General features: G+C 43.0%; 11 protein-coding genes. 6 read left to right on the forward strand and 5 right to left on the reverse strand.

Features of this window, described 5'->3' with window-relative positions; genetic code table 11:
- Window positions 1–427 precede the first annotated feature (427 nt).
- Window positions 428–1,057, reverse strand: coding sequence for a uridine kinase (udk, locus tag BVE84_RS01580; RefSeq protein WP_076995333.1), 630 nt, complete (start codon window positions 1,055–1,057; stop codon window positions 428–430).
- Window positions 1,058–1,200: 143 nt separating this feature from the next.
- On the opposite strand from udk, the gene BVE84_RS01585 reads away from it, so the two are divergent.
- The gene (locus tag BVE84_RS01585; protein WP_076995334.1) at window positions 1,201–2,178 is read left to right on the forward strand and encodes a Gfo/Idh/MocA family protein; all 978 of its coding nucleotides are present in this window, start codon (window positions 1,201–1,203) and stop codon (window positions 2,176–2,178) included.
- 1 nt (window position 2,179) lies between these two features.
- Complete coding sequence (locus BVE84_RS01590) at window positions 2,180–3,262, forward strand: DEAD/DEAH box helicase (protein WP_076995335.1); 1,083 nt, start codon at window positions 2,180–2,182, stop codon at window positions 3,260–3,262.
- 788 nt (window positions 3,263–4,050) lie between these two features.
- Here the strand turns inward: BVE84_RS01590 and BVE84_RS01595 are convergent.
- The 3 genes from BVE84_RS01595 to BVE84_RS01605 form a co-directional block, all read right to left on the reverse strand.
- Window positions 4,051–5,448 carry a polysaccharide deacetylase family protein gene (locus BVE84_RS01595; protein WP_076995336.1) on the reverse strand — a complete coding sequence of 466 codons (1,398 nt, stop codon included), beginning with the start codon at window positions 5,446–5,448 and terminating at the stop codon, window positions 4,051–4,053.
- A gap of 91 nt (window positions 5,449–5,539) precedes the next feature.
- Complete coding sequence (gene gloA, locus BVE84_RS01600) at window positions 5,540–5,923, reverse strand: lactoylglutathione lyase (protein ID WP_076995337.1); 384 nt, start codon at window positions 5,921–5,923, stop codon at window positions 5,540–5,542.
- A 303-nt stretch (window positions 5,924–6,226) separates the two neighbouring features.
- On the reverse strand, window positions 6,227–6,919 hold the full coding sequence (locus BVE84_RS01605; protein WP_076995338.1) for a phosphoglycerate mutase: 693 nt from the start codon (window positions 6,917–6,919) through the stop codon (window positions 6,227–6,229).
- A 291-nt stretch (window positions 6,920–7,210) separates the two neighbouring features.
- Here BVE84_RS01605 and BVE84_RS01610 point away from each other — a divergent pair, with 291 nt between their 5' ends.
- The 3 genes from BVE84_RS01610 (at window position 7,211) to BVE84_RS01620 (ending at window position 11,491) form a co-directional block, all read left to right on the forward strand.
- Window positions 7,211–8,395 carry an acetyl-CoA C-acetyltransferase gene (locus tag BVE84_RS01610; protein WP_076995339.1) on the forward strand — a complete coding sequence of 395 codons (1,185 nt, stop codon included), beginning with the start codon at window positions 7,211–7,213 and terminating at the stop codon, window positions 8,393–8,395.
- Window positions 8,396–8,398: 3 nt separating this feature from the next.
- On the forward strand, window positions 8,399–9,580 hold the full coding sequence (locus tag BVE84_RS01615; protein ID WP_076995340.1) for a hydroxymethylglutaryl-CoA synthase: 1,182 nt from the start codon (window positions 8,399–8,401) through the stop codon (window positions 9,578–9,580).
- A gap of 639 nt (window positions 9,581–10,219) precedes the next feature.
- Window positions 10,220–11,491 carry a hydroxymethylglutaryl-CoA reductase, degradative gene (locus BVE84_RS01620; protein WP_076995341.1) on the forward strand — a complete coding sequence of 424 codons (1,272 nt, stop codon included), beginning with the start codon at window positions 10,220–10,222 and terminating at the stop codon, window positions 11,489–11,491.
- A 145-nt stretch (window positions 11,492–11,636) separates the two neighbouring features.
- Here the strand turns inward: BVE84_RS01620 and BVE84_RS01625 are convergent, their stop codons facing one another.
- A complete protein-coding gene (locus BVE84_RS01625) occupies window positions 11,637–12,098 on the reverse strand; it encodes a GNAT family N-acetyltransferase (RefSeq protein ID WP_076995342.1) in 462 nt (153 codons plus the stop codon).
- Between the two features lie 281 nt (window positions 12,099–12,379).
- Between BVE84_RS01625 and BVE84_RS01630 the strand changes: the two genes are divergently transcribed.
- Window positions 12,380–12,652, forward strand: a complete 273-nt coding sequence (locus tag BVE84_RS01630; RefSeq protein WP_135017409.1) for a YiaA/YiaB family inner membrane protein — start codon at window positions 12,380–12,382, stop codon at window positions 12,650–12,652.
- Window positions 12,653–12,740 lie beyond the last annotated feature (88 nt).

Here is a 12,740-nt window from a genome sequence, read left to right on the forward strand (position 1 = left end):
AGACGAAACGAGCTTCATTTGACTTTCTCCTTGTAGATGAATGATAGTATCATACCACTTTTTTTACATTATTGCAACAATTTTCTGTATTGTTTTAATTATCTGATAATTTAGGGAGAGATTTTCTCCTAATAGCTCCCTTGCGTCGCGCTTCCAAACAAAGAAAGAAGCGGTTTTCTCGCTTCTCTCAGGCTGAAAAAGTCTAGTTTCTTCCGTATCCATGAGTGAACATTGTTCACAATGGCTACAGCAAAATAGGAAATGTGACGAGTATTATACTCAATAAAAATCAAAAGTAGACTAGGAAACGCAGGCGAAGGTAGAACTCTGTTCCACCCTATTTCAAGGGAACAGGCTGAAAACCTCCACTGGAGCTTTTCACTCACCGAGACTCTTGACAACGTATCCTTTTGATTTTTAAAGAGTATTAGCTACGACTGCGTAAGACACTATCGACCTTCGTATTGATTAAGTCAATCGCCACAACATTTGAAACTCCTTCTGGAATAACGATGTCGGCATAGCGCTTGGTCGGCTCAATAAACTGATGATACATGGGTTTCACTACACCGAGATACTGCTCAATCACGCTATCTAAACTACGACCCCGCTCCTCTATATCCCGCTTAATCCGACGGATAATTCGCACATCATCATCTGTATCTACAAAAATCTTAATATCCATTAAATCACGCAGGCGCTTGTCCTCTAGAACAAGAATCCCCTCTACAATGAATACATCTTGGGGTTCTTGATGATAGGTCTTTTCAGAACGAGTATGCTGAGTGTAGTCATAAATCGGAATATCAACTCCTCGACCCGCTAGTAATTCACCGAGATGGTAAATCATCAATTCCGTATCAAATGCTAAGGGGTGATCATAGTTGGTCAAAATCCGCTCTTCAAAGGTCAAATGCGACTGATTTTTATAGTAAGAATCATGTTCAATCATCGAAATCCGAGCATTGGGGAAATGGTTCAAAATAGCGCGTGAGACACTGGTTTTTCCCCCTCCTGATCCACCAGTTACGCCAATAATAATCGGTTTTTGTGTCATGGGTTTCTCCTCATTTATGTTCACCTTATTGTACCACAAAATAGCCCCTCCTGTGTAGCTCTGTCCTCAAACGATTGCTACTCCCAACATTCTCGCTCCATTCATGGTATAATGGTCTTTATCACATAAACAAAGGATAGAACATGTTAACATTAGGCATTATCGGAACAGGGACTATTGCACACCATTTTGTCGCTGCCGCTCATGGAACAAAGAAATACCAACTTACAGCCGTTTATTCGCGAACCATGGAAGCTGCCAGAACATTCGCTAAAGACTATAAAACAGAAATCCATCTCTATACCGATATGGACGAATTGCTCGCTAGTAGCATCCATATCTTGTATATCGCAAGCCCCAACTCCCTCCACTATGGACAAGCCAAGCAGGCGCTACTGGCTGGCAAGCACGTCATCATTGAAAAACCAGCTGTCACACGTCCAGAGGAATGGGCTGACTTGGTAGAGACCGCGAGGGAAAAGGGAGTCTTTGTCTTTGAGGCAGCTCGCAATTATCATGAAGAGGCCTTTACTGTCATTTCTGACTTCTTATCAGACAAAACAGTCTGGGGTGCGCATTTTAGCTATGCTAAGTACTCCTCAAAAATGCCCGAACTCTTAGCAGGAAAGACTCCAAATGTCTTTTCTAGTCAGTTTGCTGGCGGCGCCCTCATGGATCTGGGGATTTACCCAGTCTATGCCAGTATCCGCCTCTTTGGCACTCCAACTGATGCCCATTACCTAGCCCAGCAGTTGCCCAATACTATTGATATAAACGGATCTGGTCAGTTAATGTATAAGGATTTTCAAGTGACGATTCAGACAGGTAAAAATAGGAATAGCCAGCTTCCAGCAGAGATTTACACTGATCAAGGAACACTGGTCCTCGATACGATTGAGCATATTAGCTCTGCTATCTTCTACCCGCTACAAGGTGAACCCCAAGTCCTACCGATTCAGCAAGCACCTCACACCATGGTAGAGGAAGCTGTGCATTTTGCAGATATGGTGGCGAGTCCACAAGCCGATGTATATGAAAGCTGGTTGCTTGCTGCCCAGACCACCCATCAGACGCTTTATCGTATGCGCCAGACTGCTCATATCCATTTTGAAGGAGAGTGACATGAAAACAACACTTCCTATTAGTTGGCAACAGCAACTAGAACAGGCCGGTTTTACCCGCCTTACCCCTATTCAAGAACAGGTGTTTGAGCCAATTCGTGCAGGAGAAACCATTCTGGGTATCAGCCCGACAGGAACTGGAAAAACATTGGCTTACCTGCTACCTAGCCTACTGAATATCCAGCCCAAAAAAGCCCAGCAACTGCTCATTTTAGCCCCGAACACGGAACTTGCAGGACAGTTATTCGATGTTTGCAAAACATGGGCTGAATTGATTGGACTTCAAGCGCAATTATTCCTATCTGGGACTAGCCAAAAACGCCAAATCGAACGGCTGAAAAAAGGACCGGAAATTCTAATTGGCACTCCTGGTCGGATTTTTGAACTCATCAAACTAAAGAAAATCAAGATGATGAATGTCAATACCATTGTCCTAGATGAGTTTGATCAACTACTCAGCGATTCTCAGTATCCTTTTGTCAATAAGATTTGCCACTACGCACCCCGCCATCACCAGCTGATTTACATGAGTGCGACTAATCAGGTTGACCCTGACAAACTGGCTCCAGATACCCGTACTATTGTTCTTGACAAGGTAGATTTGACCAATATTCAGCATTTCTATTTACAAGTGGAGCAGCGAGATAAGGTTGACCTGCTACGCAAACTCGCCCATGTCGAAGATTTTCGTGGTCTCATCTTTTTCAACTCACTCTCAGATTTGGGTAGTGCGGAAGAAAAATTGCAATATCGTGGTATCAAAGCTGTCTCACTGGCAAGCGATGTTACTATCAAATCCCGCAAGACCATCTTGGAAAGATTTAAGAATCATGCTCTCCGGGTACTGCTTGCAACCGACTTGGTTGCGCGTGGCATTGATATTGAGGCCCTTGAATGTGTCGTCAATTACGAAGTTCCACGAGATAAGGAAACCTATACCCACCGAGCAGGGCGGACTGGTCGTATGGGGAAAGACGGTATTGTCATTACCCTTATAAGCCATCCAGAGGAACTGAAATCACTTAAAAAATACGCTTGCGTCCGTCAGATAATCCTCAAAAATCAAAAGTTATATGTCGATTAACTCTATAAAAATAAGATACAAAGCCCGTAAAAAACTCAAAGCGAAAATAGGAAATACGACGAAGAAACCGGAGTTTCTAGGAGTATTTATCTTTTTCGCACAGAGTTTAGGGCGTGTTCAATTATACAAGATACAAAGCCCGTAAAAAACTCAAAGCGAAAATAGGATTGAAACAGTTCGGTGAACTGTTTCAACGGTCACCTAGAAAGAAGAAAGTGACCATAGAAGCCCGAGCTGGGAAATAAGAAATTTTCCGAGTGAAAACCTCCGATGGAGGTTTTCAGCTTATATCTTAAAGGGATTCTCATCTGTAATTGGCTAAAGCCAAAACAGCTGCCTATCTTTTTTCTCACATTTTTAGTCCGAACTCAGTTACATTAAGATGTGAAGCCGTCAAAAAACCGACTGAAAAATAGGAGGCTGCCGCAGTGTTCGATGAACACAAGAAAGCCTATCTTTTTTCCGAGGTTTTAGGCTGAACTCAATTCCAAGATACAAAGCCCGTGAAAAACTCAAAGCGAAAAGATGGAAGAAATATGCCAAGATGGCACATTTCTTCCGTCTTTTTTTGCATCTCAATAAAAAAATAAGATCTCTTAGAAATACTGTTGGAACAAGATTTCTAAGAGATGAAATATTCTGCACTTTCCAAGTAGACTTTGCAAAGTGACCACTTTCTATCGTTGATTTAGATCCTGAAAGCATCCAGCAAATGACGCTACTCACCTTCCCAGACCCAGCCTTACTGTTTGCTTTTTTTTTGAGTTTGTTAGACTCACCCCTCGTGTTTATTGGGCAGGACGTGCTGATTGCTGGTCATAGTAAATCATTTGGGGATTCAAATGTTTTCCGAGCAATTCACTCACCGTGACAGGCTGATAGCCTTGTCCCAAGAGATAATCTAAGACAGCTGTTAGAGAATCTACCGTCGGTTGATGAATGTCGTGCATCAAGATGATACTACCTGGATAGGTACAGGCCTTAATCTCATTCAAAATCGCTACAGGATTACGACTTTGCCAATCTTTTGAGTCAACGGACCAGTAGATGACTGGTAGTTGCATGGTAGACATGACGGATGGATTCACCGCTCCATAAGGTGGCCGCATCATGGTTGGAGCTTGCCCCGTCACATTTTTGATAACTTCTTGCGTTTTATCCATCTCTTGCTTCACTTGTTCAGGCGACAGGGTGACAAGATTAGCGTGATTCCATGTATGACTAGCCACTTCATGGCCTTCAGCGACAATCCGTTTGAGGAGCTCTTGATTCTCTGGAACATTTTGTCCTAAAATAAAGAAAGTCGCCTTGACATTATATTTTTTGAGAATATCAAGAACCTGCGGTGTAGTAGTCGCTCTTGGCCCATCATCAAAGGTTAGGGCAATTCGTTTCTGATTCTTTTTTGCTTCCTCTTCAGCCTGATAGACCCTATAAGCCTCCTGATCGCTAGTCGCTAGATAGTCCCCTTTTACAATCCCAAAAATAGAAGCTATCGGAAGTACAATCTGTTTCAGACCAAAGTCTTTTTCAGACACTTCAAGTCTCAACTGGCTCTGTTCGTAGACAAAGGGATAGTCTGCTAGGTTGCTAGCTTCAAACTGAGCCATTATTTTTTCAATCTCTGATGCTGCTACTTGCTTAGCAACCAAGTCTGCCTTCAACTGGGTCTCAAAAGCTGTTTTCAAAGCCCCACTATCAGCCACAAAGGTATCCAGTGTAAAGCGCTTCCCTTCCTTTGTGACTAGCAAGGTAGGGCCGGTATCTTTTTCAGCTGTTACGATTGACAGCCCCTTCACTTGATAACTGTCTGATTGGATTTGGATAGCTTTTACATCTGTAAAATTGATGGGGACATCTTTAAGCGATACAAAAAAGAGCTCCTTGGTCCTACCATTTGGCTTTTCAGTCCCGATCTTCTCCCCAATGTAGGTCTCTATTGCTTCTTTAAAAACTAGGTTTTCTCCCCCATTTTCATCCTTAGGAATTCCTGCCTCAACATGGGTAGATCCGATATTTCCTCTTTGAATAATCTGTGCTTGCTTATCGAATAATTGTCCCTGTCTCTCAGCGATAAACTGAGTGACTCTTTGGTCTTGAAGGGAAGCAAACACCTTGGTTCCTAAAAAAATACCAAGCCCCACTAAGACTAGATTGACGGCAATAAGAATCATTCCTTTTTTCATTCCTATCTCACACTTCCTACTTTATCTCACATTCATCTCTCAATGAAAAAAGGCAAGTCTCTTCTAGCTTATCCGATTCTTGCCCCACTCTCTAATCTGCGCGAATAACTTCTATCCGATAACCGTCTGGATCTGTGACAAAATAATAATGGCTGGGACTTCCCGGTAAGCCTAACAAATCCGTCGTTGGATACCCCTGTGCCTTATGTTTAGCATGATCTCCTTCTAAATCATCAGAGGACAGTGCCAAATGTGAGAAACCATCCCCCACCACATAGGGTCCGTGGCCATCATTATACGTCAATTCAATCTCAAATTCATCTCCTGGAAGCGCCAAATACACCAAGCTAAACTTGTGCTCGGGATAATCCTTACGAGATACTTCTCTAAAGCCAAAAGCCTTTTCATAGAACGCTTGGGATGCTTCCAAATTTTCAACACGCAGACAAGCGTGTAGTAATTTCTTACTTGCCATTGCCATCTCCTTTTCTAAGGTATCATCTATATTATATCATGAATATATTTTTTCTTCTATGGAAAATGTAAAATTCAAAAAAGAAACGAAACATTCAGCAAATCCCACTCATAGGATACGGTATAGAGAACCGGCTACAGACATCATCTACCACCAATCACGCTATCATATCTTGGGAAAGGGAGACCTGAGCCAATCTAGAGAGATATCATCAGAATAGGAGTTCCTACCCATTTCCATAAGAGTGGGAAAGAAAAAGAAATCTTGATTCAACAAGATTTCTAAAAGGTGTTACAAGCACCATTATTTTCCAAGATAGTATTCCGCTACTACATTCAATTTTTCATCAAATTCAAATACAAGTGGTGGGAAGTTTGGAATTTCCACATCCATGATTTCATCGTCTGACAAGCCCTTGATATGCTTCACAAGAGCACGGATTGAGTTTCCATGCGCCCCTACAAATACATTTTGACCCGATTTAAGAGCTGGAGCAATCTTATCTTCCCAGAATGGAAGTGCACGCTCAAGAGTCACCTTCAAGTTTTCAGCATCTGGAACAACGGCATCATCCAGCAAAGCGTAGCGACGGTCAGTATGTGCTGAGTACTCATCATCTTTTGCCATGGCTGGTGGCAATACATCATAGGAACGGCGCCAGATATGTACTTGCTCATCACCAAACTGTTCTGCTGCCTCTGCCTTGTTTTTTCCAGTCAAGCCACCATAGTGACGCTCGTTCAAACGCCAAGACTTTTCAACCGGAACCCACAGTTGGTCTGCTGCTTCAAGAGCAAGGTTGGTTGTTTTTATCGCACGTTTTAAGACTGAAGTATAGGCTTGGTCAAATTCAATACCAGCTTCTTTGATCAATTTACCAGCATCGATAGCTTGCTGTGTCCCTTTTTCAGACAAGTCAACATCTGCCCAACCTGTGAAAAGGTTCGCTTTGTTCCATTCAGACTCACCGTGGCGAGCAAACACTAATTTTACCATTTGTTTGTTTCTCCTTTTATTTTCGAGGTAGCCCTCTTCTACCCTTCTATTCTACACAAAAAATATGAAAAAAGCTAGCCCTACCTAAAATCTGTTTGCGCTTACATTTTCATCCTTGAAAAATCAGCCCTAAGACCGAAATTTATCGCTATTATTTGGCTTAAAAAATGGTATAATAGTAGGGCTGAATACGACACATTCACAATCATATAGTCCTTCCTCTCAGCTCTAGGCGCTAGATTGTGCTGCCTACATGACAATTAGAAAGGCTATGGATTTAGAGGAGTTCGCATGAAAAAAGTTGCAATCGTAGCTGCTTACCGCTCTGCCATCGGTAGTTTTGGGGGTAGCTTAAAGGATATTCACATTGCGGATTTAGGGGCACAAGTCTTACAAGCCACCTTAACAAATGCAAATATCCCCCCTGAATACATTGACGAAGTCATTATTGGCAATGTCTTGGGGAGTGGCCAAGGACAGAATATCGCCCGCCAAATCGCAATAAAAACTGGTCTGCCTGAGAAAGTTTCTGCCTATACTGTTAATAAGGTCTGTGGATCTGGGCTCAAGTCAGTTCTTCTAGCCACTCAATCCATCCTGCTTGGGGATAATGACATCGTAGTCGCAGGCGGCATTGAAATCATGAGTCAAGCACCTTATATTTCTAAACATAGTCGCTTCGGAGGAAAACTTGGACACCTACAGCTAGAAGATACCCTCTTAACAGATGGTCTACTGGATGCCTTTAGCCAGGAACACATGGGGATTACCGCTGAAAATATCGCTAAAAAATACGGCATCAGCCGCAAAGCACAGGACCAGTTTGCTTTGCATAGCCAAGAAAAGGCAGCGACCGCTATTAAAACAGGCCGATTCACAGAGGAAATCATCCCAATTCACCTGCAAACACGCAAGGGGGAAACCATCTTTAAAGTAGATGAATACCCACGTCTCAGCCCGCTTGAAACATTAGCAAGTCTACGACCGTCTTTCCTAAAAGACGGAACCGTGACAGCTGCCAATGCTTCTGGTATCAATGACGGATGTGCCATGCTGGTCTTGATGTCTAGTGACAAGGCTCAAGAACTTGGTGTGAGCCCTCTCGCCTACATAGAAAGTTATGCAACAAGCGGATTAGACCCCAACTACATGGGACTTGGTCCCATTTCAGCTAGTCAAAAAGCACTCGCTAAAGCAAATAAAACAATCGCTGACATCGACTTATTTGAACTCAACGAAGCCTTTGCTGCGCAATCCATTCCTGTCATTCAAGAATTAGGAATTGACCCTAAAAAGGTAAATGTCAACGGAGGAGCTATTGCCCTCGGCCACCCAATCGGAGCCAGCGGCAGTCGTATTCTTGTCAGCCTTATCCACGAAATGCAAAAACGTGGTGACCATCTGGGGCTTTGCTCCCTTTGTATCGGAGGGGGACAAGGTATTTCCCTGATTATCTCAACTGTACAAAAAGGATAAACTATGAATATTGGTATTGATAAAATCGGTTTTGCAGCCCCTAGCTATGTCCTAGACCTAGCTGATTTAGCGCTTGCGCGACAAATCGATCCTAATAAATTTAAAATCGGATTACTTCAACGTGAAATGGCGGTAGCTCCTGTTACTCAGGATATTGTCACCTTGGGAGCCCAGGCTGCTGCAGCTATCTTATCAGAAGAAGATAAGGCTACCATTGACATGGTCATCGTAGGAACCGAATCGAGCATTGATCAAAGCAAGGCTGCTGCTGTTTTTATCCATCAACTGTTAGACATTCAACCTTTTGCCCGTTCCATTGAAATCAAGGAGGCTTGCTACGGGGCAACTGCTGGTCTAAGCCTAGCCAAAAGTCATATTGCTCAGTTCCCTCACTCTAAGGTTCTCGTCATTGCAAGTGATATTGCTAAATACGGCATTGCTTCAGGCGGAGAGCCAACTCAGGGAGCAGGGGCTATTGCCATGTTGGTCACAGCCGATCCCAGCATTATGGTTCTCAACAATGACAATGTTTGCCAGACCCGTGACATCATGGATTTCTGGCGTCCGAATGACGATAAATATCCTCGAGTCGATGGCAAATTCTCAACAGAGCAATACACGGATTGCTTGACGACCACCTTCGACTACTATATCAAACAAAGTGGTAAAAAACTGACTGACTTTACCGCCTTGTGCTTGCACATTCCCTTTGCAAAGCAAGGTCTAAAGGGACTACAGGCAATCTGTCAGAACGATGAACAAACCTTGAATCGCCTAACCGAACGCTTCCATGAAGCCATTGTTTACAACCAAGTAGTCGGAAACATTTATACCGGTTCAATCTTTCTGTCCTTACTATCACTTTTAGAAAATAGCCAAGCCCTAAAAGCGGGCGATGCTGTCCTTTTTTATAGTTATGGTAGCGGAGCTGTCTGTGAAATCTTCAGTGGAACACTCGTTGAGGGCTACCGCAACCAGTTAGTAACCAATCGCTTAGAGCTACTAAAGGCACGCAAACGTCTCAGCGTTTCGGAATATGAACGTGTCTTCTTTGAGGAAATAAAGCTAGATGAGGATGGAAATACCATCAACTTGCTAGCTGATGACTGTCCCTTTGCCCTTCAAGCAGTTGAGCAACATAAACGCATTTACCGTAAAAATAGACTCAATAAAAATCAAAAGTAGACTAGCTTTCACAATTAAGAATTGTGAAAGGTTGGAAATGAGATTAGCACCGCTAATTTCCTTATAATCGAAGCCGAAGGTAGTTGAAATAGTTGATAACTATTTCAAGTTGGAACTATTTCAAAGGAACAGGCTGAAAACCTCCACTGGAGCTTTTCACTCATCAAGATACGAGGACGTTTGACACGAGTTTCACTCGTTCTATTTCCAACCTTCAACAGTCTATTCCTAGACTGTTGAAGCGAGCAAAGCGAAAATGGGATTGAAACAGTTCGGGGAACTGTTTCAACGGTCACCTAGAAACAAGAAAGTGACCCCAGAAACCTGAGCTAGGAAAAACTATCCCAAAGGGATTCTCAGCTGTAATCGGCTAAAGCCGAAACAGCTGCCTATCTTTTTTGCACAGCTCGTAGTCCGAGTTCAATTACAAGATACAAAGGGCGTGTAAAAAGCGACTGAAAAATAGGAGATTGACGACGTGTTTGTTGAACACGAGGAAATCTATCTTTTTTCCGAGCTTTTAGCCCGAGTTCAATTCACCGAGACTCTTGACGAAGTATCCTTTTGATTTTTAAAGAGTATTAGAGGAAACGGCATCCTCTTGGCAGGGCCAAGGGGTGCTTTTTATAAGGAGTTGACATGTCTTTTTTTTCAGGATTTTATAAAAAAACAAGGGAAGAGCGGATTGCCATGACTGCTGACAGCCGACAGCTTTCCACACAGAGCAAGAACATTCTCTTGGCCGATCACAATCTCCCCGAAAGTATTGCAGGAAAGATGGCTGAAAACCACTTGGGAACCTTTTCCTTGCCTTTTTCTCTAGTCCCTCAACTAATCGTTGATCATGTGGAGTACAGTATTCCCATGGTGACCGAGGAACCATCTGTTGTTGCTGCCTGTTCTCTAGGGGCTAAAATCATCGCGAGGGCAGGTGGATTTACCAGCCAGATGTCAAGCCGCCTCATGATTGGGCAAGTGGCCCTCTACGACATTCCCAACATGGTAGAGGCCCAGGCAGCCATTCTCGCTCAACAGGATAGACTACTTGAGCAGGCTAATCAGGCCCACCCATCCATTGTCAAAAGAGGTGGTGGGGCTCGCCAGCTGACAGTCGAGCAAAAAGCAGATTTCCTCATCGCTTATCTCCATGTTGATGTCCAAGAAGCAATGGGGGCCAATATTCTCAATAATATGCTAGAGGCCATTAAAGACGACTTGGCTGACTTGACTCAAGGCAAGGCTCTCATAGCTATTTTATCCAACTACGCTACAGAGTCTCTCGTGACAGCTAAGTGCCGCATTCCAATCAACCAACTCCATGCGGAAGCTCAAATTGCCCTTGAAACTGCTCAAAATATGGCTAGAGCCAGCCAGCTCGCCCAAGTAGACCCTTATCGTGCCACTACCCATAACAAGGGAATTTTCAACGGAATTGATGCTGTTGTAGTTGCCACTGGAAATGATTGGCGAGCCATTGAAGCTGGAGCCCATGCCTATGCTAGCAGGGATGGGCAGTATCGCGGTCTATCTACCTGGGAAATCACAGACCATCATCTAGTCGGACAATTAACGATTCCTCTACCTATTGCAACGGTTGGAGGCTCCATCGGACTCAATCCAAAAGTTCAAGCAACTTTTGATATATTAGGACAACCAGACGCACGGACACTTGCTCCAATTATTGCAGCTGTCGGGCTTTGCCAGAACTTTGCTGCACTCCGTGCCCTTGTGACCACCGGTATCCAACAGGGGCATATGAAACTGCATGCAAAATCCCTCGCCATACTAGCAGGAGCTTTCGAGGAGGAAGTCGATTTAGTCGCACGCCGCTTACGACAAGCACCTCATACCAATTTGGAAACTGCTCAATCTATTTTGGCAGAGATTCGCAAAGAAGCAAGCAAGCTATAGAACATATATTCTATAGCTTGCTTGTTAACTTCAAAGGTATGGTATCCCTTTGAAGGCGGGAAATAGAAGTTTGCCTTGGCAAACTCTCAGTAAACTTTAAGATATAAGCTGAAACCGAGTTCAGCCTGAAACCTCGACTGAAAAACTATATGATACATTCCATGCGCACTTTTTGCGCTTGCATACCTAGCCGTTGATAAAAGGCCACTGCCCCCTCATTATCACTCCAAACATCTAAGGCTACATTATGACACCCTTCTTCTCTCGCAAGGTTGAGAGCGTAATCATATAACTTCTGCCCGATCGCCTGTCCTCTGACAGTCTGCTTGACGCACAAATCATCAATAAATAATGTCTTTACTTTCTGTAAAACAGCATGATCTTCTTCTATGAATTCACAGAATAGATGACCGACTACCTGTCCCTCCAATTCATAAACAAGAATAAACTTTTGGGGATCATTCAGTATTTCTTCTAATTCATAAGCAGAAAATTTTTGCCCCTTAGCTTTAAACAAATCCGGTCGTATCTCATGATGAACTATCAAAATTTCTTGTAGTAGCTCACTTAATGCTGCTATATCTCCTGATTTTGCTCGTCGAATCATCCTATCTCCTCCTTATTTCTTGTCCTATTATAGCACACCCTTCTCTCAAAATCAGTCTCCAGACTGATGCTTATTCACTCTAAAAACGATATACTAGAGTCAATCCTAAATATTTTTCATAATCTCCTTAAAACACTAGCCCCTAAGCTAGTGTTTTTGTGTTCTTTCAGACTCCTTCAAACTCATACTCAACGAATCGGCTGTCACAATCTGATACTGGAATACCCTTGTTTTTTATGAATAATCGTGCTATAATGGTAAAAAATAAAAGGAGAACTCCTATGAATAAAGTAAAAAAGAAAATCTATCGGAATACACCTGCCTTTACTCTCATGGCCTGGGCTTCATTTGCCTTCTTTGTAGCTCTGATTTTAATCGGTTTATACACCCTAAAAGAGCCACTCATGGTAAAAGGTTACTACTTAATGGGGTCTGTAGGCTTGATTTCTTCCTCCTTCACCGTTTCAAAAGTTGTTCGTGACAATCAAGAAGACGAGGATAACTACAACCTACTATTACAAAAAGCAACTATCAAAGAAGAGGCAGATAAGTAAGCGCAGGCAAAACGAATCCAGTGGATTCGTTTTATTATGGCTTCCAGATACAAAAAAAGCCCGTTACACAAGCTAACACTCTTTAAAA

Origin of the sequence: Streptococcus azizii, assembly GCF_001984715.1 — a bacterium.
GTDB classification, from domain to species: Bacteria; Bacillota; Bacilli; order Lactobacillales; family Streptococcaceae; genus Streptococcus; species Streptococcus azizii.

What these genes read in the sequence shown, in the direction of transcription:
- BVE84_RS01630 (WP_135017409.1), top strand. Translation starts at nt 12,380, where the DNA reads ATGAATAAAGTAAAAAAGAAAATCTATCGGAATACACCTGCCTTTACT.
- BVE84_RS01595 (WP_076995336.1), bottom strand. Translation starts at nt 5,448, where the DNA reads ATGAAAAAAGGAATGATTCTTATTGCCGTCAATCTAGTCTTAGTGGGG.
- BVE84_RS01605 (WP_076995338.1), bottom strand. Translation starts at nt 6,919, where the DNA reads ATGGTAAAATTAGTGTTTGCTCGCCACGGTGAGTCTGAATGGAACAAA.
- BVE84_RS01585 (WP_076995334.1), top strand. Translation starts at nt 1,201, where the DNA reads ATGTTAACATTAGGCATTATCGGAACAGGGACTATTGCACACCATTTT.
- BVE84_RS01625 (WP_076995342.1), bottom strand. Translation starts at nt 12,098, where the DNA reads ATGATTCGACGAGCAAAATCAGGAGATATAGCAGCATTAAGTGAGCTA.
- BVE84_RS01590 (WP_076995335.1), top strand. Translation starts at nt 2,180, where the DNA reads ATGAAAACAACACTTCCTATTAGTTGGCAACAGCAACTAGAACAGGCC.
- udk (WP_076995333.1), bottom strand. Translation starts at nt 1,057, where the DNA reads ATGACACAAAAACCGATTATTATTGGCGTAACTGGTGGATCAGGAGGG.
- gloA (WP_076995337.1), bottom strand. Translation starts at nt 5,923, where the DNA reads ATGGCAAGTAAGAAATTACTACACGCTTGTCTGCGTGTTGAAAATTTG.
- BVE84_RS01610 (WP_076995339.1), top strand. Translation starts at nt 7,211, where the DNA reads ATGAAAAAAGTTGCAATCGTAGCTGCTTACCGCTCTGCCATCGGTAGT.
- BVE84_RS01620 (WP_076995341.1), top strand. Translation starts at nt 10,220, where the DNA reads ATGTCTTTTTTTTCAGGATTTTATAAAAAAACAAGGGAAGAGCGGATT.
- BVE84_RS01615 (WP_076995340.1), top strand. Translation starts at nt 8,399, where the DNA reads ATGAATATTGGTATTGATAAAATCGGTTTTGCAGCCCCTAGCTATGTC.